This is a genomic window from Salibacter halophilus, assembly GCF_008806325.1.
Lineage (GTDB): Bacteria > Bacteroidota > Bacteroidia > Flavobacteriales_G > Salibacteraceae > Salibacter > Salibacter halophilus.
Map to the genome: position 1 here is coordinate 254,966 of NZ_WACR01000005.1, position 20,784 is coordinate 275,749.

16 protein-coding genes are annotated in these 20,784 nt (G+C 37.5%); 8 read left to right on the top strand and 8 right to left on the bottom strand.

Going from position 1 to position 20,784, the window contains the following annotated elements; all coding sequences use genetic code 11:
* Position 1: 1 nt before the first annotated feature.
* From F3059_RS07410 to F3059_RS07420, 3 genes are read right to left on the bottom strand one after another with little or no spacing between them, the layout of a single operon-like run.
* On the bottom strand, positions 2–304 hold the full coding sequence (locus F3059_RS07410) for a phosphoribosylpyrophosphate synthetase (protein ID WP_151167767.1): 303 nt from the start codon (positions 302–304) through the stop codon (positions 2–4).
* A 9-nt stretch (positions 305–313) separates the two neighbouring features.
* Positions 314–751: a hypothetical protein gene (locus F3059_RS07415; protein ID WP_151167769.1), complete on the bottom strand. Its 438-nt coding sequence runs from the start codon at positions 749–751 to the stop codon at positions 314–316.
* A gap of 29 nt (positions 752–780) precedes the next feature.
* Positions 781–1,317, bottom strand: a complete 537-nt coding sequence (locus F3059_RS07420; RefSeq protein WP_223274567.1) for a Dps family protein — start codon at positions 1,315–1,317, stop codon at positions 781–783.
* 292 nt (positions 1,318–1,609) lie between these two features.
* Here F3059_RS07420 and F3059_RS07425 point away from each other — a divergent pair, with 292 nt between their 5' ends.
* Genes F3059_RS07425 through F3059_RS07435 form a run of 3 tightly spaced genes read left to right on the top strand, consistent with a single transcriptional unit; the run spans position 1,610 to position 2,496 of the window.
* The gene (locus F3059_RS07425; protein ID WP_151167771.1) at positions 1,610–1,846 is read left to right on the top strand and encodes a YtxH domain-containing protein; all 237 of its coding nucleotides are present in this window, start codon (positions 1,610–1,612) and stop codon (positions 1,844–1,846) included.
* A 3-nt stretch (positions 1,847–1,849) separates the two neighbouring features.
* Positions 1,850–2,203, top strand: a complete 354-nt coding sequence (locus F3059_RS07430) for a hypothetical protein (protein ID WP_151167773.1) — start codon at positions 1,850–1,852, stop codon at positions 2,201–2,203.
* Positions 2,179–2,496, top strand: coding sequence for a hypothetical protein (locus tag F3059_RS07435; RefSeq protein ID WP_151167775.1), 318 nt, complete (start codon positions 2,179–2,181; stop codon positions 2,494–2,496). Before F3059_RS07430 ends, F3059_RS07435 begins: the two co-directional genes overlap by 25 nt.
* On the opposite strand, the gene F3059_RS07440 is transcribed toward F3059_RS07435, so the two are convergent.
* Genes F3059_RS07440 through F3059_RS07455 form a run of 4 tightly spaced genes read right to left on the bottom strand, consistent with a single transcriptional unit; the run spans position 2,493 to position 6,052 of the window.
* Positions 2,493–3,866, bottom strand: coding sequence for an ATP-binding protein (locus tag F3059_RS07440; protein ID WP_170265114.1), 1,374 nt, complete (start codon positions 3,864–3,866; stop codon positions 2,493–2,495). The genes F3059_RS07435 and F3059_RS07440 overlap by 4 nt on opposite strands.
* Positions 3,867–3,871: 5 nt before the next feature.
* Positions 3,872–5,284 (bottom strand): sigma-54-dependent transcriptional regulator, encoded by a 1,413-nt coding sequence (locus F3059_RS07445; RefSeq protein ID WP_151167779.1) that lies wholly within the window; start codon positions 5,282–5,284, stop codon positions 3,872–3,874.
* A 30-nt stretch (positions 5,285–5,314) separates the two neighbouring features.
* Entirely contained in the window at positions 5,315–5,662 is a 348-nt protein-coding gene (locus F3059_RS07450; RefSeq protein WP_151167781.1) for a response regulator, read from the bottom strand.
* A gap of 12 nt (positions 5,663–5,674) precedes the next feature.
* The gene (locus tag F3059_RS07455) at positions 5,675–6,052 is read right to left on the bottom strand and encodes an arsenate reductase family protein (RefSeq protein WP_151167783.1); all 378 of its coding nucleotides are present in this window, start codon (positions 6,050–6,052) and stop codon (positions 5,675–5,677) included.
* A 315-nt stretch (positions 6,053–6,367) separates the two neighbouring features.
* On the opposite strand from F3059_RS07455, the gene F3059_RS07460 reads away from it, so the two are divergent.
* The 5 genes from F3059_RS07460 to F3059_RS07480 all read left to right on the top strand — a co-directional run bounded on the left by F3059_RS07460 (position 6,368) and on the right by F3059_RS07480 (position 19,761).
* Positions 6,368–9,691 carry a SusC/RagA family TonB-linked outer membrane protein gene (locus F3059_RS07460; RefSeq protein ID WP_151167785.1) on the top strand — a complete coding sequence of 1,108 codons (3,324 nt, stop codon included), beginning with the start codon at positions 6,368–6,370 and terminating at the stop codon, positions 9,689–9,691.
* Positions 9,692–9,712: 21 nt separating this feature from the next.
* The gene (locus F3059_RS07465) at positions 9,713–11,179 is read left to right on the top strand and encodes a SusD/RagB family nutrient-binding outer membrane lipoprotein (RefSeq protein ID WP_151167787.1); all 1,467 of its coding nucleotides are present in this window, start codon (positions 9,713–9,715) and stop codon (positions 11,177–11,179) included.
* Between the two features lie 142 nt (positions 11,180–11,321).
* Positions 11,322–13,697: a TonB-dependent receptor gene (locus F3059_RS07470; protein WP_151167789.1), complete on the top strand. Its 2,376-nt coding sequence runs from the start codon at positions 11,322–11,324 to the stop codon at positions 13,695–13,697.
* A gap of 253 nt (positions 13,698–13,950) precedes the next feature.
* A complete protein-coding gene (locus F3059_RS07475; RefSeq protein WP_170265116.1) occupies positions 13,951–16,800 on the top strand; it encodes a T9SS-dependent choice-of-anchor J family protein in 2,850 nt (949 codons plus the stop codon).
* Between the two features lie 186 nt (positions 16,801–16,986).
* The gene (locus F3059_RS07480; protein WP_151167794.1) at positions 16,987–19,761 is read left to right on the top strand and encodes a T9SS type A sorting domain-containing protein; all 2,775 of its coding nucleotides are present in this window, start codon (positions 16,987–16,989) and stop codon (positions 19,759–19,761) included.
* A 345-nt stretch (positions 19,762–20,106) separates the two neighbouring features.
* Here F3059_RS07480 and F3059_RS07485 read toward each other — a convergent pair whose 3' ends face one another.
* Positions 20,107–20,721: a porin family protein gene (locus tag F3059_RS07485; protein WP_151167795.1), complete on the bottom strand. Its 615-nt coding sequence runs from the start codon at positions 20,719–20,721 to the stop codon at positions 20,107–20,109.
* Positions 20,722–20,784: the final 63 nt, after the last annotated feature.

Below are 20,784 nucleotides of genomic sequence, written 5' to 3' on the forward strand. Positions count from 1 at the left end.
TTTATTTTTCTTCAAGCTTTTGTATAAGCTTGCTAACTGCTGTCTCTTCCTTTGGGTTATAAGTATCAACAACAACACCTAGCTTTTTGTTTTGATTTGAGATTGCATATACCACAGACATATCTGCCGGATTTGTCATTCCCTCAAATCTATGATGTTCATCTATTTGCAATTCATCACTATCTATTCTTGTGTTATTGTCTTCAACAGTAAGATCTTCGTGAATTTTCAATTCATCTTTGTATCCTCTTTTGTTGAGTTCTTGAATAGCTTCAACTAGCGTGTTGTATTGATTATTTGACATACAGTTATTTTATTTTTGGTCAGAACTCAAATAAGTTCTGTACGATTTATCTAATGATTCGAGATTTTTCCTGGTTATGGTAAGATCCTCCTTGTCGTGAGAACGTAACTGATCTTTTTCTGTCACAAGTAAATCTTTGTATTCGATCAACTTAGCTCGTTTAACTTCTAACTTTTCGAGCTCAGTTTCTCCAGCAACATTCATTTTTTCATCAATATCAGCAACTTTGGTGTCGATAGCATTGATTTTGTCATCGATCGATTTATTGATATCAGATTTTGTGCTGAGCGTTGCCTGTTCAGTTTGTTCTGGTATAATATCAGCTTCTTCTTCTACCATTAAACCTAGACTGGCAATTACTGCTGATAGTATTACCGTACCAAATAGCACGCTTAAAGATTTTCTTACTTTACGTCCTCTTCCCTTCTTTGTCTCTTCACTTACCATAAATCCTCCGTTCTTTAAAATTCTATTAATTACTTTTCAAGCATACTTCTCAACATCCATGAAGTTTTTTCGTGGAAATCAAGTCTTTCAGTAATAAGATCAATTGTTGCTTCATCGCTGGCGTTATCAGCCGGTTCTAATGCTTTTCTCAATGAACGTGTTACCGTTTCATGAGCTTCTAATAAATCTGCCACCATCTCCATCTGACTTAGGTTACTGTTTGGAATATTTACAGATGTCATGTCATTAAATTCTGACATTGTACCTGGCGACTTAAATCCTAATGCTCTAATTCTTTCTGCAATTTCATCAACTGCATCAAAAATGTCTTCATAATGTTCTTCAGTCATTAAATGTATATCTCTGAATAAAGAACCCTGAACATTCCAGTGATAATTTTGGGTCATTAACATTAAGCAGTATGTATCGGCTAATACTTTACCCATTGCGTTAGCAATTTCACTTCTATGTTCTTTAGACATTCCAGTATTTACTTTCAAAGTCATTGGACTTGGACTATCAACATTCATCTCTTCTAATTCTACTGTTTTACTCTTCGTACTCATAAATCATTCTCTTTTAAATTCGCCCCATTAAGTGAAAGAACTATTCCACAAATTCAATAAAAACAATACATTAACATCATTTACAGACACTTAAAGGCATATCAAGTTAAATTAACAAAGTAACAATCTCAAAATACCGTGGTATTTATTACACACCTTCTAGAATTATCGTGTGAAAAAAGAAACACTTATTTTGTCATCCCCATATGTATGTCATATATATAGGTATGGCATGAAACTTCCTTAGTATAAATTGAATTTGTATTTTTAACCATTAAAAGATTTAAACATTATGAGTAGATCAACAGATATTTTAATTTCAGGAATTGCAGGATTAGCAGTAGGATTTACAGCAGGTATTTTACTAGCTCCTCAAAGTGGTAAAGAAACTCGTGATCAAATCAGTCATAAAGTTGATGATTTGGTAAAGGAGCTTGATTCACTAAAAGATAAAACTGCAGAGATGGCCAAAAATGCTACCAATTCTGCTAACGAAACAGCAAAAAAAGAAGCTGAAGTAAAATCATAATCAATGATGGAAGATATTAAAGAGGATTTGAATTCCTTGAAATCTGAAGCTACTGAATATGCGAAGCTTCGATATGATCTTCTTCAATTGAAGACTATCGATCTCGCATCTAATACGGGGGCTCGCTTAATGGCGGCCTTCTTTTTAGCTTTAGTTTGTTTGGGAATTCTAATTTTTTCAGGCTTTGGGTTAGCCTTTTATTTGGGCTCAGTGTTTGATAATTACTCTATTGGTTTTTTTATTGTAACCGGTATTATTCTGGTTCTGACCATTATTGGAGTAATCTTCAACGAAGCATTAGTTATTAAACCTTTTAGAAGATTGTTATTGAGATGGATCATCAAGAAGAAAAAATAAATGCTCAATTATCGCAAATTCGTGATTATCATGATTTAGAAATTATGATTCACGAAAAAGAGCAATTACTAAAGCTCAAAGAACAGCAACTTAAACTGAGACGAGATTTAGTGTATGCAAGAGTAGAACAGAAATACGGAATATCTTCTAATCGATTTGATGGATTTAAATTGATAAGGGGATTAATATCGAATTTGCTGGAAGCAAAACCAGAGTTAAAAAATTCCTCATTCGTCCCTTTCCTATCCAAAGCCTTAAAGATTGTTCCGGCAGTTGCTAAGATGTTTCGTTAACACGAATCTAATTTGAGGTAACAATAAAATGTAGTCCCTTCTCCAGGTTTACTTTTAACGTGAATCCTGGAGTCGTGGGCTTTTATTATGTTCAGGGAACTGGTAAGTCCCAGGCCCATTCCGCCACGCTTACCTGTTTGAAACGGATCGTATATTCGTTCGAGTTCTTCCTCATTCATTCCTTTCCCGTTATCACGGATACTCACTACAGCATTCCCTTCATTTTCCCAAATGCTCAACCAAACTTCACCACTATTTGTTGGAACTGCTTCTGTAGCGTTGATCACTATATTGGTGAGAGCCATAACCATTTTGTGGTAGTCAATACAAACAGTTTTATCGCGTAATGAATTACGCTTGTGAAATTTGACATTCGTCAATTCAAACCGATCCTTAGTAGATTCCTCAACAGCTTTGATGAGATCATTCGTAACGACTTCCTTCAACTGAATAGAAGTTGGCTTGGTAGATTGAAGAATTTCGTTGATGAGGTTGTTGATTCTTTTTGAGTTTCTACTGATGATATCGAAATACAAATCTGCCTCTTCAGAAATTGATTTTTCATTCTCCTTTAAATGATCGAGAGCCAAATCAATATTGGTGAGCGGATTCCTCACTTCATGTGCAATACTTCTTGATATCCTTGAAGTAAGTAACATCTTTTCATCTCTTAAATTTTCTTTGTCTGCTTCAAGTTCACTTGTAACGTCCTGTGAAATCATCAATGAGGATAACACTCTTCCATTGTCATCGAGAACTGGTATGAACTCGATCTTAAACTGGACGTTTTTGATTTTTTTGTAAAGCTTGACTTCCTCTCCCTCCCATGTTCGCTTGAGGTAACCTTCTATCTCTGAAAGTTTATTCGGTGGTAATATTTCGCTCAACTGTTTACCTTCTAACTTAGTCCTTGAGCAATCAAACGCTTTTAATCCGGGACCCTGAGAAACAGCAATATCCATCGTGTTTTGAAAAAGCACAAAGAATGTTTTGGGAATATGCTCAGCAAGTGAACGCAATTGTTTCTCTTTTTCCTTTACAGTTTCGAGGTTTACTTCTTCTCTTGTTGTGGGAGTGATAACAGATATTGTAGAGTTATCGAGTTTGCTCTCACGCATTGTACACCATACTTGCCTACCTGATTTTGGCTTTATGGTAATTAGCTTTTGGTTCTGACCATAACTAACAGAACCTCTATTCGATTTTATTAAGTTTTTAATTGACAGGTTTTGCAGTTCATCAACTCCATAGCCAAAGACATCAGCAAAAGATTGGTTGACAACTTCAATTTTTTGATCTCTGTGAACCAGAACAGGAATTGGCAGGTGTTTATATGCTTCAAAAAAAACGTCTCTATCCTTATCTTTCATACTCATTATAGTGTTAAATCGAGCTGACTCATTTTGTTGTAGAGTGTTTTGCGATCTACTCCAAGGATCTTGGCAGCCTCTGATTTATTTCCGTTCACTCTTTTAATAGCTCTTACGATAGCTTTTCTTTCAGCAACGGCAACCGCCTCCTTTAAAGTTACAGGAGATTGGTCTTCATTATCGTTTTCCCATTCCTGGTTCCACATTTCATCAGGTAATGAATTGAGTGTAATTCTATCTTCATTTTCTAATAGCACAGCACGCTTCACTGTATTTTTGAGCTCGCGTAAATTTCCGTGCCAGGGGTACTTTTTTAGTTGATCCAGTGCTTTTGCACTTACTCCTTTTATCGACTTTTCAAGATCATTATTCGCCTTTTCAATGAACAGATTGAGAAATGATTCTAAATCCTCCTGACGTTTACGCAATGGAGGAATTTCAATTTTAAACTCATTCAATCTGTGGTATAAATCTTCTCTAAACTCCCCTTTTTCAACTGATTTTGATAAATCCTCATTTGTGGCAACCAACACCCTAACATCTACATCAACCGGTTTTTCAGATCCTAAACGTGTTACTTTGCGCTCTTCTAAAACCCTCAGTAACTTAACCTGATTATCATAAGAAAGATTTCCAACCTCATCAAGAAAAAGAGTTCCTGTATGAGCACGTTCAAATGATCCTAACTTTTTTTGTAAAGCTCCCGTGAAAGCCCCCTTTTCGTGACCAAAAAGCGAACTCCCCGATAGGTTCTCAGGAAGTGCACCGCAGTCAACAGCAACGAATGGATTATTAGATCGATTGCTTTTAAAATGAATTCTCCTTGCAGCGTACTCCTTTCCCGATCCCGTTTCACCGGTAATAATTACCGACATATCAGTAGGCGCAACCAAATCTATATGCTTTGTAACTTGCTGAGCTTGCGGGCTGTCACCCACTACATAAATCGTTTTTCGGTCAGATCCAGATTTAGCCTGCTTTTTGGGTTCTTTTTGGGTATTCGTTTTACTCGCAGACTTGACCTTTTGAGCTGAAGTAACATCGTTATTATTAGAAGATTTGTTTTTGAGAGCTTCTTTGATACGCATCAAAATCTCTTCAGGTTGAATAGGTTTTGTCACATAATCAAAGGCTCCTCTTTTAATTGTTTTGATAGCTGTTTTAACATCTCCATAACCGGTTATGATAATCACCTGAACATCCTGATGCTTTTCCTTTATCTTTTTAAGTACCTCTTCACCGTCAAAATCAGGTAATCGAAAATCGAGTAAAACGAGATCTGGTTTGTCTGCAGTGACTGCTTTAAGAGCTTCTAACCCAGTCTCAGATACAGATACATTAAAATCGTTACGTTCTAAAAACCTCTTTAATAACAATCCAATATCTGGATCGTCATCAGCAATCAATATCTTTTCCATGGTCCAAATGTACAAAGTGTAGAAAAAAAACTACACACCTAACGCATCTGAAAGTCTGGAAAAATTGAGGGGCTTTGAAATGAATGAAGCAACACCTAAAGATTTAGCTTTATTTTTCTCTTCATCGGTATCATAAGCGCTATTGATAACAACCTCACAATCAGGAAACCTATCTTTTAAATAAGGAATGAATTCAAAGCCCGAGCCGTCAGGCAGATTTAAATCTAACAAAACAAAGTCTGGGGAAAAGATTTCTAACAGTTCTCTGGCTTCTTCAAGTTTAGAAGCTCTTTGCACATCGAGACCTTTTCTCTTGAAAAACGATAAAATCAACTGTGCTGAATCGTTTTCATCCTCAATTAAAAGTAAACGAATCATACCAACAATAATTTACAAATCAACTAGATGCATTGGAGTCTTAACAATTACAACTTTATCATCTTTAAAAGCAATTGGGAACCTCAAAGAGCAGGGATTCGCTTTTAAAAACTTCACCCAATCCTGTGGAGACGCTTCCTCAAGAGGAAATTTCACCTCACTCAATTTTGACAAGTCAATGAGGTCTCTCATTTCGTAACCACTACCTTCCAACACCCTATTTATTTGAGTAGGTGTTAATGTAGTTTTGGTAAAGTCTATTGCTTTAATATTCAGCCCTTCAGACTGAGCATAAGCTAAAGTTTGTTTTCCTTTGTTTGACTCAGGGTCGAGATAAAGAGAAATCTGTTTTGTCGTTGAATTACTCATATTATCCGTCTTCCTATCCATGATTATTATTTTCCTTAATCAAGAAAAAATCATTCCTAAATGATAAACAACTCAAAAACAAAATAATGGGCAAATCAACCACATAACCAAAGGGGATTTTTTACACACAAGCTTATTAGTTTCATTAGAAACTTTATTTCTAAAAAATAGAATCTACCATCATTTTTTAAATAAAAAAGCTGTTTTTCAGAGTTATTTCTTTCAATACTCGATTCAATTCATCTGAATTTTTAATAAAAACCAATTCGCAGGCCTTTTTAGTTTGTATAGAAACTATTTAATTTGCTTCTGTTAAAAATCCTTAAAGAAATACTTATGAGACAAAAGCTACGGAGTGTATCAATGAGCCACTGTTGGCGAAAAGCTTCTATGGCCTTCTCGTTCACAGTGCTTTTTGCATTGATAACAGGTGCTGCATTTGCACAAAAAACAATTACAGGGAAAGTCGTTGATGATAAGGGGAATCCTGTATTCAGCGCAAATGTTGTTGAAAAAGGAACAACAAACGGAACTACAACAGGGATGGATGGTACTTTTGAACTAGAAGTATCAGATGAAGCAAAAGCCCTGAAGTTTTCATTTGTTGGTTTCAAAACTAAAACTGTTCAACTTAAAGGAAGAACTGAAATCAATGTAACAATGTCATCAAGTGTAGAACTCGATGAAGTTGTTGTTACAGCTCTTGGTGTTAAAAGAGAAGAGAAGTCACTTGGTTACTCAGTGCAAAAAGTTGACGGAAAAGACATTAGTGAAGTTAAAACAGATAATGTCGTCAATCAGTTAGCAGGACGCTCAGCTGGGGTTAATATTGTGGGAAGTGCAAACGGACCAACAGCTTCAGCAAATGTTGTTATTCGAGGACAAACATCATTGACAGGAAATAATCAGGCACTATTCGTAGTAAATGGTGTTCCTATTACAAATGGCATGTTCAGTTCTGGAGATGGTCTTAATGGATCATCAACAATTGACTTTGGTAATGCTGCTCAAGTTATCAATCCTGATAATATCGAAAGTATGTCAGTACTTAAAGGTCCTGCAGCAGCAGCACTATACGGAACACGCGCCTCAAACGGAGTTATTCTCATAACTACAAAAGACGGCTCTGAGCAAGAAGGCTGGAATGTGAATGTTACCAGTAATACAACTTTTAGCTCTGTACTTAAGCTGCCAAATTACCAAAACGAATATGGGTTTGGCGGATATGGTAAATACAGCTACTTAGATGGCGCTAATTATACAAGTGCAACTGTAGAACAAGGTAATACAGGGAACACACAATCTTATGACTTTTACGATGCATTTGGTGAAAACTGGGGCCCCAGAACAAATGGCCAAATGATCAAACAATACAACCAGGACCCAGATGAAAGAGGTACTCTACAGCCATTTGAAGCTGAAGAGGACAACATTCGCGACTTCTACAGATTAGGTGTTGACCAGGTTAGCTCATTTAGTATTAGCAATAATCAGGAAAAAGGAAATTTCAGATTTGGATATACCAACAAAGAAAATAGAGGTATCCTTCCAAATACAGGGTTGCAACGTCACTACATTGATGTTGGTGGTGATCAACACATGTTTGATGACAGATTCCATGTTGGTGTTGATGTTTCTTACGCAAACAGTAACTCAGATAACGTTCCAAACGCTGGATATGATGAATCTTCATCTGTAATGTACAACTGGCTATGGTTCCCCAGAACAGTTCACACTGATGAATTGACAGATTACTGGAAACCCGGACAGGAAGATCGCCAACAAGAAAACTTTGAAGAACTGTGGTCAAATAATCCCTGGTTAGTAGTAGAAGAAAACACAAACAGTTTTCAAAACCACAGAGTTTACGGAAATGCGAGAATGTCTTTCGACATCACAGACAAGCTTAATATCCGTTTTCGGTCAGGAGCTGACATCAACAATGAAAGACGCCAATTCAGAAGAGCGTTCTCAACTAAGCAGGTTCTGAACGGTAGCTACAGAGAAGATATTCTCACATTTACTGAGACCAACAATGAACTGTTACTATCTTACGATGATCTAGACTACGACAGAGCTTTCAACTTTGGTGTTAAATTGGGTGGTAATATCATGCAACAGCAAACACGTATCAACAGAACGAGAGCTCCTCAATTGTTGATTCCTGGAATTTACAACCTGTCTAACGCAAGAGGAAATGTTATTGCTGATCAATTTGTTTACGACAAACAAATCAACTCAGTATTTGGAGTTGCGAACTTGAGTTACCAAAATTTCCTTTTCTTAGATATTACAGGACGTAACGATTGGTCGAGTACTCTACCGGAAGAAAACAATTCATTCTTCTATCCTTCAGTGTCCTTGAGTGGTGTTCTCAACGAAGCCTTAACATTGCCAAAAGAAATCAGCTTCCTTAAACTGAGAGCAGCATACGCACAGGTTGGTGGTGATACTGATCCATACAACCTTCGCAACACTTACCAGTACGGTTCTCCATGGGGAAGCAGCGCAATTGCTACGGTTAATCCTAACCTCAATAACCCAAATTTAAAACCTGAGCGTACTACTTCATATGAAGCTGGTGTTGACATTAGACTTTTTGAAGGCCGCTTAGGCTTAGACGCGACAGTTTATCAAATGAATTCTACTGATCAGATCCTGAATGTACCGGTTGCCACGTCTTCTGGTTATACTTCAAGACTCACCAATGCCGGTGAAATCGAAAACAAAGGATTTGAAATCGTTCTTCATGGTGAACCTGTTAGAACAAAGGATTTCACATGGGGTATTGATGTGAATACATCTCGCAACAGAGCCACTGTTGTTGAATTGGCTGATGGTATTGACAATTATCAAATTGTACCAAACATGTACCCGGCTGATAACGGCCTTGGCCTCTCATTTGAAGCGAGACCTGGTGAACTATTAGGACAAATGGTAGGACTTGGATTTAAACGCCACGATGGTGAAATCATTCACGAAGACGGACTTCCGGTTCTGACTACTGAAAAAGTTTCTAACGGTACTTTCCAACCAGATCTCCTCCTTTCAATCAACCAAAACTTCAAGTACAAGCAATGGAATTTGAATGTTTTAGTTGACGGTAGAATTGGAGGAAAAATTTATTCCAGGACTCACGCAATGTTAAACACAGGTGGTTCTATCACAAATGAAGATGATCCAAACGGTCTTGATCCACTTGAAGGTCGTGAAGAGTACGACTTAGAATATGATCAATACGGCTACCCTGTTTGGAATCAAATCGATAGCGGAAGCTTTATAGGTGATGGCGTAACACTTAACGACAACGGTGAGTATGTTCAAAATACTGAGAGAGTTTCTACTCGTGACTACTTTTACGCTTATTACGGTAACGGCTTTAGAAGAGATAACATTGAAGCCGCAACATATGATGCTACATACTTTAAACTTCGTCAGGTTAGCTTGAGCTACACTTTTAAGCCTGAGCAACTTAAAGCTGATTGGGTAAACGGTTTAACTGTAGGTGTATACGGTCGTAACCTGTTACTTTGGTCAAAAGTTCCAAGCATTGATCCTGAAACTTATTCAATCAGGAACGGTAGAATTATCCAGGGTTTTGAAAGTACTTCATTGCCATCTGTAAGAAGTTACGGATTTAGAGTAAGTGCAAACTTTTAAGAATCTTAAAACGAGAAAATTATGAATTTATCGAAATATATATCTTTCGCTTTAATTGGTGGAGCATTAGCCTTCACCAGTTGCGAGCGATCACTCACAGAGGTTAACGAAAACCCAAATCAACCTGAAGAAGTTGAGCCGCAAGTAGTTCTCCCGGCTGTTATTCGTGACGCTGTCAATGTTCACACTGATGGTGCTTATCTGGTAGGTAACAATGCAGCTCAATTGACAGCTAAAACCCTTCGTGTAGAAGTTGATATTTACAACTGGGGGTCTTGGCCAAATACCTGGGAAGGACTCTACAACACACTCAGGAATGCAGAACGACTTGAGCAATTAGCCAAGGAAGAAGGAAATGCAAATCAGGAAGCTATAGCCATCATAATGCAGAGCTATATTTACGCTACACTCACCAATGCTTATGGTAACATTCCTTATACTGAAGCTATCGATGGTGAAAACGGAAACTTTTTTCCCGGTTATGAATCTCAAAGCGAAATTTATACCGGTGCAAATGGTTTGCTTTCCAGACTTGAATATGCCGGTACTATTATTGATGAAAGCCAAACTGTAAATGGCGATATTCTGTTTGAAGGAAACATGACGATGTGGAAGAAGCTTTCTAATGCACTTCGAGTAAGATTGATCATGACAGCTTCAAACCAACTCAATGATGCGGCATCAAGACTACAAAATATAGTAGCTGACGGACCACTTTTTACGATTGGAGAAAATGCTGCTCTTTCTTACTTATCTTCATCTCCCAATCAATATCCACTTTACAACATGAAACAAGGTGATATTGATGCTGTAAATTTAGGAAGCCAGTTAGACACAGTATTCAATCAATACAACGATCCAAGGCTATCAGCAGTAGCCGCAAATCCTGTTGCAGGTGGTAAGCCTAATGGCAGTGATGCTGAAGTGGGTAGCATTTCTGGCAGCAATCTAAGTGACAGATACTTTTACCAGGAGTCTCCTCAAAACGCAAAAGGTGTAATCATGACCCACGCAGAGCAGGAACTCCTACTCGCTGAGGCTGCTAACAAAGGGCTCATAAGTGCTGCAACTGAAGAAACGCACTACAGAGCCGGTATAGAAAGTACATTTGACTTTTACAATGTTGACTTCGATGCTGATTCTAATTATTCTGATTTTTCAGATTTTTACACAACATCAGGTATTGATCTAGGTTTGTTGACCTTACCAGAAGATCGACTTGATAAAATACGCGAGCAATTGTGGTTCTCAACTTTCTTCGCAGGCCACGAACCTTATTTCCTTGTTCGCAGGTTTTTATTTGAAGAAAATGGAAACTGGGATGAGTTTTCATTCCTCTCACCTCCAGCTGGTAATGTCAACAATGATGAATTACCTAATCGTTTCCTCTACCCAGGTAGTGAACAAAGCCTGAACGGTGAAAACTTTGAGGCTGCTGTACCTCCGGGCGGGGACAATATCAATAATTCAATGTGGTTAGTAGAGTAATTTTCTTCTCAAAACCATTTTAAGCCGGTCAAATCGACCGGCTTTTTTTGGCTAAAAAAGCGTATTTAGTCTTATTTATTTTTATTTTTAGCTCTATCTAATTTTAATTTTACCTTTGCGTAGAATTAGAATTTGGTAAGTAATGAGATCTTATATAATTGTTGCAGTATTACTATTGACAAGTCAATTTAACTGTTTCGGTCAGATCACGATCAATGGACAAATTAGCAATACAAAGGGCGAACCGCTACCCTTATCTTCCATTCAGGTAGTAAAAACTAACAAGGGAACAACAGCCGATGAAAACGGAAATTTCAATCTGAAACTCGAGAAAGGAAAATGGACTCTCGCGGCTAGTTTCATGGGATATAAAAAGGTTGAAAAAGAAATTCAAATCAACAACTCTCCTATTGAAGTAAACTTTCAACTCCAAAGAGATCTTTTAGGACTCAATGAAGTATCGGTAACCGCTACACGATCAGAAGTCCCAGTTTATGAAGCACCAGTAATCGTCAACCAAATCGACTCCAAAGTCCTCGAAAACACCCAATCGCTAAGTATCTCTGAAGGACTCAGTTTTTCTCCGGGATTACGACTTGAAAACAATTGTCAAAACTGTGGCTTTACCCAACTACGAATGAACGGACTGGATGGCGCATACTCCCAAATACTGATAAATGGACGCCCCATTTTTTCGGCTCTGACCGGAGTATACGGACTCGATATGATTCCCTCAAACATGGTTGAAAAAATTGAAGTTGTTCGCGGAGGCGGAAGTGCTCTTTATGGTGGAAATGCAATTGCCGGAACAGTCAACATCATAACAAAAGACCCTTATGAAAACACCTTTGAAGTTGGTACAAATTACGGTTTAATCAATGGTGAATCTGCCGATAGAACATTTCACGCTAACGGCACCATAGTCAGTGAAGACTATAAAAAAGGCATAAGTCTTTACGCAATGGATCGCAGTAGAGATCACTGGGACGCAAATGGAGATGGTTTCTCTGAAATAACCGAGATTGAAAACACAACATTTGGATTTGACGCTTATTACAAACCAACCTCTGAAACACGAATAAAAGCTAACCTATTCAGTATTAGAGAATACAGAAGAGGAGGAAATGACTTTGACTTAATGCCACATCAGGCAGATGTAGCTGAAAAACTCGATCACAATATCATTGGAGGCGGTTTATCTTATGAACGATTTTCAAAGAGCTACGAGCACAAAATATCAATTTATGGAAGTGGTCAGCTAACCAACAGAGATAGCTATTATGGAGCTGGAGGCAGAGTAATCGGTAATAATGACACGCTAACTGAAAGTGATCTCCTGGCAATAAATGCATACGGGAACAGCAACGATATTGCAGCCGTTGGAGGCGCCCAGTACACATTCGATCCAAATGATCAATGGATGATTATAGCCGGATCTGAATATCAATACAACAATGTAGAAGATAATATGCCTGGCTACAACCGCGAAATTAATCAAACAGTTGGAACAATTGGTAATTACGGTCAGATCCAGTACAACCCAATATCAAAACTCGCAATCCTTGCCGGTGCCAGATACGATATTATCAATATAAATGGAGATTACAATTTCAATGGATACCTTCTTGACAATACCGAAAACCTCAATGTCCTGGTTCCTAGGTTATCCGTAAAATATGACTTTCTCGAAAACTTTAAACTTCGTTTGAGCTATGCGCAGGGATACAGAGCTCCACAAGCATTTGATGAAGACCTCCACATTGAAACAGTAGGAGGCGCAGCCCGATTCACTAGAATCTCCCCTAACCTCGCAACAGAAAAATCAAACAGTTATACAGCGAGTTTGAATTACACCATTTTTAAAGATAACCTCCAGGCAAATTTTGTTTTAGAAGGTTTTGTAACTGATCTAAAAAACCAATTTATAACCACTAACCAAAGAGAATTGCCAAACGGAGTAGCAATTGTCACAAAAAGAAACGGGAATGGAGCCTACGTTTATGGCTCAAACATAGAAGCCAATGTTGCATTAGCCGATAAATTCTCAATCCAAACTGGTGCAACTATTCAGGAAGCAACATATAAAAGTCAGGAAGTTATTTGGGACCCAACATCAAGTGATCAAACACAAGAAGCAGTAACAACTGGTCAGATCCTGAGAACACCAAGCGTGTACGGCTTCCTATCAGCCAGTTACAACATCACCCAATCTTTCACTGGATCAGTTAGCGGTGTGTACACTGGTTCGATGCTTACCCCGCATATTATCAACCCGTCAAACGAGTACACCATACTGGAAAAAACACCTGATTTCACAGAAATAAACCTAAAACTCTCCTATGATCTTCATTTTAGTGATAAAGAAAACACACACCTTATATTCTTTGCCGGAGTGCAAAACATATTAAACTCCTATCAAAATGATTTTGATAAAGGTCCTAATCGTGATGCAGGATATGTATATGGGCCTTCCAGACCTCGTACTTATTTTGCTGGAATAAAATTTGGGTTAGAATAATTGTAGCCAAAAAAACATATAAATATTCCCCACAACGAATTACGCCAAATTATATTTCAAATAGTGGCATTAAAAACAACAATAGCCTTATAGATTTTTATTTCTCAGACACTTAGATACAACTCTTTTTTATTTTTTTAAATTCAACAATTATCTGTTTTAATTCTGAATATATTCTTTTCGTAAAATTTTATTTTGGTGTATAGTTTTATTTTAATAATTTGCAGCGTTAACAAATCCTAAAATAATGTTTATGAGAAGAAAAAATTACTTTAATCGAGAAAGGCTGGGAATATCTTCCTTGTTAAAAGGAACTGTTCTTTCAGCTCTTCTGTTCTTGTCTGCTGTAGGTTTTAGCCAATGCTATTATACAGTGGAGCTCTATGATTCATTCGGTGACGGATGGAACGGTAACGATTTAGAAATCAACTGGGGCTCAAATAATCAAACAGTAACATTGGGATCAGGTAGTTTTGATACAATCATGGTCCCTGTTTACAATGGAATGCCATTTTCATTGGACTACTTAGGTGGTGGAAGCTTTAATAGTGAAGTATCATTTGCATTACTTGACGATGCAGGAACAACTTTATATACCTCTCCAAGTGGACCAAGCACAGGAATTGCTTATTCACAAAACGTTTCTGGATGTCCGACATGTACATACACTTTAGAATTATACGATTCTTTTGGAGATGGATGGAATGGAAACGATATTGAAGTGACTACCGGTAGTAATAGTCAAACTTACACTCTTGGTTCAGGTTCATTCACTTCAATTAATATAACTGTATCTACTGGGCTTCCTATTACTCTTGACTATTTAGGTGGTGGATCATTTAATAGTGAAGTATCATTTTCACTGTTTGACGCTAGTGGCGGAACGCTTTACGCTTCTCCATCAGGACCAAGTACAGGTATAGCATATTCTTCTAATGCTTCCTGTCCTCAATGTCCGGCTCCATCTAACATTACATTTTCAAACATAACTTCAACATCTGCAACAGTTTCTTGGACAGGTAACGGAAGTAATTTTGAATATGCTGTTGTTCCGGCAGGTAGCCCTGCACCAACTTCTGGTACAGCAGTTACATCTTCATCAGTAACAATTTCTACTGGATTGTCAGCTGCTTCAAGCTATGATTTTTATGTGCTAGAAGTATGTGGAGGTCCAGCCGGGAATTCTGCATGGTCAGGTCCGCACTTCTTCCAAACAGCAATTCAGTTTCCACAAGGAACTAATTGTACTGTAGGTTATGATTCACTGCTTTTTGAAGAAGAGTTTAACTCTTTGACAAACTGGACTAACTCACCTGCAGAATGGAATACAAACAGTGGTACTACCGGTTCAAGTAATACAGGTCCAAGTGGAGCTCAAAGCGGCTTTAGTTATGCCTACGTTGAAACATCAGGTTTCTACAATTCAACTACTGACTTAACTTCGCCTCTCATTGAGTTGAGTAATTTTGGTGGTGACGCAGAATTGACTTTTTGGATGCACGCTTATGGTGCTCAAATTGGAACTCTAGATGTAGATATTGCTACTTCTCAATCTGGTCCTTACACGACAGAATTTACATGGAGTGGTCAATTTCAAACTGATGAAACAGATCCGTGGCAACACATTGGTGTTGATTTGAGCTCTTATGTTGGGCAGGATATTTATGTGAGATTCTCTTACACATCAGGTTCGTCATTTACAAGTGATATCGCTATTGATCAGGTACGTGTGAACGCTTGCTTTGACTGCTCTTATCTTTCAGTTGATTTAGGTAATGATACTACTTACTGTGCTAATCAGGGTATCTCTTTACCGCTTGATGCCGGTGCAGCTGATAGTTATATGTGGAGTACAAATGAAACAACACAATCTATAACTGTTGATACTGCTGGATCTTATTCAGTAACAAAAGATGTTGCAGGTTGCCCTGTTTCTGATACTATTGAGTTGTTCACAACCCCATTTATCAATTTAGATCTTGGTCCAGATACAAGCTATTGTGCTGATGAAAGCATTAACCTTTCATTAAATGCACAAAACCCAACTGCATCATTTTTATGGACTGATAGTACAACATCCCAATTCTACACTGTAGATACAGCCGGTATCTATACTGTTACAGTTACAGATACAAATGGTTGTTCTACTTCTGATGGTGTTTATGTTGTTGAACACCAAATTCCGAATGTTGTATTACCTGCTGATTCTGACTATTGTGCAGATCAAACAATTGCTTACACACTTAACGCAGGAAATCCATTAGCTACAGGCTACCTATGGCAGGATAATTCAACAAACCAAACATTTACAGCTACTACAGCTGGTACGTATTGGGTTGAGGTTACTGACATGAATGGTTGTACTAATGCTGACACAATGGAGATTATTGAGGATCCATTACCAGTTGTAAACCTCGGAAATGATACATCTTATTGTGATTCTGAAGATTTCAATATCACTTTAGATGCTGACAATCCAACGGCAGACTTCTGGTGGAATGATGGATCTGACGATCAAACACTACTGGTAAATTCTAATGGAACCTATTGGGTTGAAGTGACCAGTACTCAAAACTGTGTGAATTCTGATACACTTGTTGTTATCGAAAACCAGAGTCCGGAAGTTGACCTTGGTAATGACACTGTTCTTTCACCAGGTTACACAATTACCTTACATGCCGGTAATGCTGGAAATTATCTTTGGAATGATGGCAGTACTGATACTACCAGAACAGTTTCATGGGGAGATATTCCAGGTGAGTTTTCTGTACAGGTAATCAGTGATGATGGTTGTATTAATGCAGACTTCATCTACATAGATGCTAATACAGGAATTGAAGAAGTTGTAAATGGTGATATCAAGGTTTATCCAAATCCAACAAGAGATAATGCTAATATCGACATGAACCTCAAAGAAAGTGGTGAAATGACGATCGAAGTTTATAGCTTATCAGGTCAATTATTACAACAACAACAAGTTGGTGCTACTGCAGGTCATCAAGTTGTACCTGTTGATCTTTCAAGAGTTGAAAGTGGAATGTATATTATTAACTTAAAGTTAAATAACGAAAGAATTGCAAACTTTAACATCACAAAGATGTAATTGAGTGATATATTATTCTTTTAAAAGGAGCCATGGAATCATGGCTCCTTTTTTATTTAAAACAATTTTAATATTTCTATGTTGCAACTAAACAAAAAGATATTCCGTCTAACTAGTGTAAAACAGAATTATAATATTCAATAAAATCTTTCATAGATTAGCAAAAATTCTAAAATTTAATTGTGTATGAGAACAAGTTACAACTTCTTCAAAAAGGTGAAGAAAGGTATTCTATATAGTACTTTTCTGTCTGCCTCTATGTTCATTGGTAATGATTTAATTTCCCAATGTACACAAACTGCACCGGTAATTGAATCATTTGACGGAAGCTCAACCCCAACATGCTGGAGTGAAAGTGGTTCTACATCATGGGATTATTCAACAAACTCCGGTTATGCTTCAGGAAGTGCAGGTGATCACACTGGCAATGGAGGAAATTATGCATGGATGGACGGATCGTCTAACAGTGGCGCTAATGATATTAGTACTTTGACATCACCGATGATTGATGTGTCTACATTAAATGTTCCTCAACTACGTTTTTATGTATTTAGTCATAACACGAACTCTACAGGCTACAACACGCTTGAGGTTGAATTTCATGACGGTACAAGTTGGTCTAATGTGTATACTAATCAATCAGATTTAGGACCTGCATGGCATGAAGTAACAGTTGATTTATCAACATTTACTATCTCTGGTAATGTTCAGGTAAGATTTACAGTAATAGGAAACGCATCAGGATTTACCTTTTATAATGATATCTTATTAGATGATATTGAGATTAGAGAAACTCCAACTTGTCCAGCGCCAGACAATATTAGCATCACTAATATTTCCTTTTCTTCAGCTGACTTTTCTTGGACAGGTGGAGCTAATAACTATGAGGTTGTTGCTGTTCCTTCTGGTAATCCTTTGCCCGGTTCTGGAGATCCCGTTACAGGAACTAATACTACTATTTCACAATTAAACCCTGCTACGGGTTATGATTTTTACGTTCGTGAAATATGTGGTCCTAACGATACTTCATTGTGGGACGGACCTCATTTCTTCCAAACTGATATTCAACCTGCTCAGGGAATTTCCTGTACTACAGGTAATGCTACAGTAATGTTTTCTGATGAAATGAACTCTCAGGGACAATGGACAGGTGATATTGGCTCATCCACAGGTCAATGGCAATACAATACAGGAAGTACATCATCATCTAATACAGGTCCTTCAGGAGCTTACAGTGGTAGCAGCTACATTCATTTTGAAGGCTCTGGTGGAAGCGGTACTGTTAACTCAATTTTTGCACCTGCTATTGATTTAACCAATGCAGTGAACGATGCTGAACTTTCATTTTGGATGCATGCTTACGGTAGTGATATGGGAACTCTTGATGTAAGTGTAGCTACATCTCCAGGTGGCCCATACACAAATGAATTCTCATGGTCTGGCCAATTGCAAAACAGCAGTTTTGCTCCATGGCAAAGTGTAGGTATTGACTTAAGTTCATACATTGGACAAACGATCTATCTACAATTCACATACACTAGTGTTGGGACGTATGAAGCTGATATGTCACTTGATTTAATTGAAGTGAATGCTTGTGTTCCTTGTTCTACATTTAGCTTAGATTTAGGTAACGATACTACATATTGTGCTAACGATGGAATTTCATGGGAAATTGATGCTGGTCCAGGTTCAAGCTTTAACTGGTCAACAGGTTCTTCAGCACAAATTGATACAATTGATACTGCTGGTACTTTTTGGCTTGAAAAGACGTTAAATAACGGTTGTATTGTTGATGATACAGTTAATGTTGTTGAATATCCATTTATCAACCTTGATTTAGGTCCTGACACAAGCTACTGTGCAGATGAAAGTATCAACCTTACGTTAAACGCTCAAAACCCAACTGCTAGTTATCTTTGGTCAGATAGTTCTACTTCTCAATTTTACACCTTAGACACTGCTGGAATCTATTCTGTAACTGTTACAGATAGTAATAACTGTTCAGCAACAGATGGTGTATATGTTGTAGAACATCAAATACCAAATGTTGTCCTACCTGCAGATTCTGACTATTGCGCAGATCAAACTATTGCATACACACTTAACGCAGGAAATCCATTAGCTACAGGCTATCTATGGCAGGATAACTCAACAAACCAAACATTCACAGCTACTACAGCTGGTACGTATTGGGTTGAGGTTACTGACATTAATGGTTGTACTAATGCTGATACAATGGATATCATTGAGGATCCATTACCAGTTGTAAACCTCGGAAATGATACATCTTATTGTGATTCTGAAGATTTCAATATCACTTTAGATGCTGACAATCCAACGGCTGACTTCTGGTGGAATGATGGATCTGACGATCAAACTCTACTGGTAAATTCTAATGGAACTTACTGGGTTGAAGTGACCAGTACTCAAAACTGTGTGAATTCTGATACAATTACAGTTGTTGAGAATGCTAGTCCTGAAGTTGATCTTGGAAATGATACAATGTTAGCTCCTGGATACACTATAACGCTTGATGCAGGTGACGCAGGAAACTATCTATGGTTTGATGGTAGTACAGATACAACTAAGACTATTACCTGGGAAGATGTTCCCGGTGAATTCTCTGTACAGGTTGAAAGCGCTGATGGATGTGTAAATGCTGATCTAATTTTCATTGATGCAAACACTGGTATCAGTGATAGAGTTGAAGGAGATATTTCTATCTACCCAAATCCAACTCGTGATAACGTAAATCTTGATGTAAACCTTAAGAAGGGCGGAGAAATGACTGTTGAAGTTTACAGTCTTTCTGGTCAGTTATTAGATCAACAACAAGTTGGTGCTAATGCAGGTCATCAGATTATTCCTGTTAACCTCAACAAGGTTGAAAGTGGAATGTATATTATCAACGTAAAACTTGACAATGAAGAACTAACAAACTTCAAAATCACTAAGATGTAAGAAGTTGTAATAGAGTTCAAACTAAAAAGCCGATCAAAGTGTTTTGATCGGCTTTTTTAGTTTGTAATAAACTTTTAATCCTCTTCATTTCCTATACACCTGAGTTCGCTTTATAGTTTAGGATTCAAACCACATATAAATAGTGAGTTTCGACTAAAAGCAAGGAAAGTATAGCGGGCTATATTGACGAGTTTTTTAGGAAGAAAATGGCTGTTTATATGTGGTGTTTCCAAAGAAGTCACTAATACTGCGTTTCTTTTGCTCAATTTAGCCCGCTAAATTTTCACAAAAAAGCCTTGTCTAGTGGCTTCTTTGAATATTTGAATCTATAAATAATAATCGAACTCAGGTTATACCAAAAGCAATGTAGAGTTGAGCAACTGAGTTTTTTGAGTCACCTAGCTGAATCTCTGCAACATTACTTTGTGCAATTTCACTTAGGCCTCTACTGTATCTTACTCCTATTTGAATGGGTTCAAAATTAGCTGCAACTCCTGCAACTAATCCATAATCAACAGAATGAAAATTATCTCTATCTAATTCCTGAAATCCACTTACTATACTATTGCTGTAGTCTGTATTGGCTGATATCAAATAAGAGGCATATCCACCAGCTTGCAAAACCAAAAACTCTCCCAGTTCTACTGATGCGAGAACAGGCAGGTCGATGTAATTCAAATTGAATCTCACATCCTGGTTAAAGATTCCATTGTAATAGGCATGAGCACCTTTTGTAGAAAAAAGCAACTCAGGCTGAATGAGAAACTTATCGTCAATATGGATTTGACCATAAAAACCTGCATGATAACCAATTCTCATATTTTCATCGTCAACATTATCGATGTATAGATTACTCATATTTAAACCGCCTTTGATACCTCCAGAGACTTCTTGTGCTTGAGTAGTTTGAATATTAGAAATAAAACAAAACGCTGTTAAAATGATCATTAATCTTTTCATAACTGTACAATTTTAAACTATATATCGAGAAAATTGTACCAGTTACTACTTGGCTGAATACCA

What these genes read in the sequence shown, in the direction of transcription:
- F3059_RS07410 (WP_151167767.1), bottom strand. Translation starts at nt 304, where the DNA reads ATGTCAAATAATCAATACAACACGCTAGTTGAAGCTATTCAAGAACTC.
- F3059_RS07415 (WP_151167769.1), bottom strand. Translation starts at nt 751, where the DNA reads ATGGTAAGTGAAGAGACAAAGAAGGGAAGAGGACGTAAAGTAAGAAAA.
- F3059_RS07420 (WP_223274567.1), bottom strand. Translation starts at nt 1,317, where the DNA reads ATGAGTACGAAGAGTAAAACAGTAGAATTAGAAGAGATGAATGTTGAT.
- F3059_RS07425 (WP_151167771.1), top strand. Translation starts at nt 1,610, where the DNA reads ATGAGTAGATCAACAGATATTTTAATTTCAGGAATTGCAGGATTAGCA.
- F3059_RS07430 (WP_151167773.1), top strand. Translation starts at nt 1,850, where the DNA reads ATGATGGAAGATATTAAAGAGGATTTGAATTCCTTGAAATCTGAAGCT.
- F3059_RS07435 (WP_151167775.1), top strand. Translation starts at nt 2,179, where the DNA reads ATGGATCATCAAGAAGAAAAAATAAATGCTCAATTATCGCAAATTCGT.
- F3059_RS07440 (WP_170265114.1), bottom strand. Translation starts at nt 3,866, where the DNA reads ATGAAAGATAAGGATAGAGACGTTTTTTTTGAAGCATATAAACACCTG.
- F3059_RS07445 (WP_151167779.1), bottom strand. Translation starts at nt 5,284, where the DNA reads ATGGAAAAGATATTGATTGCTGATGACGATCCAGATATTGGATTGTTA.
- F3059_RS07450 (WP_151167781.1), bottom strand. Translation starts at nt 5,662, where the DNA reads ATGATTCGTTTACTTTTAATTGAGGATGAAAACGATTCAGCACAGTTG.
- F3059_RS07455 (WP_151167783.1), bottom strand. Translation starts at nt 6,052, where the DNA reads ATGGATAGGAAGACGGATAATATGAGTAATTCAACGACAAAACAGATT.
- F3059_RS07460 (WP_151167785.1), top strand. Translation starts at nt 6,368, where the DNA reads ATGAGACAAAAGCTACGGAGTGTATCAATGAGCCACTGTTGGCGAAAA.
- F3059_RS07465 (WP_151167787.1), top strand. Translation starts at nt 9,713, where the DNA reads ATGAATTTATCGAAATATATATCTTTCGCTTTAATTGGTGGAGCATTA.
- F3059_RS07470 (WP_151167789.1), top strand. Translation starts at nt 11,322, where the DNA reads ATGAGATCTTATATAATTGTTGCAGTATTACTATTGACAAGTCAATTT.
- F3059_RS07475 (WP_170265116.1), top strand. Translation starts at nt 13,951, where the DNA reads ATGAGAAGAAAAAATTACTTTAATCGAGAAAGGCTGGGAATATCTTCC.
- F3059_RS07480 (WP_151167794.1), top strand. Translation starts at nt 16,987, where the DNA reads ATGAGAACAAGTTACAACTTCTTCAAAAAGGTGAAGAAAGGTATTCTA.
- F3059_RS07485 (WP_151167795.1), bottom strand. Translation starts at nt 20,721, where the DNA reads ATGAAAAGATTAATGATCATTTTAACAGCGTTTTGTTTTATTTCTAAT.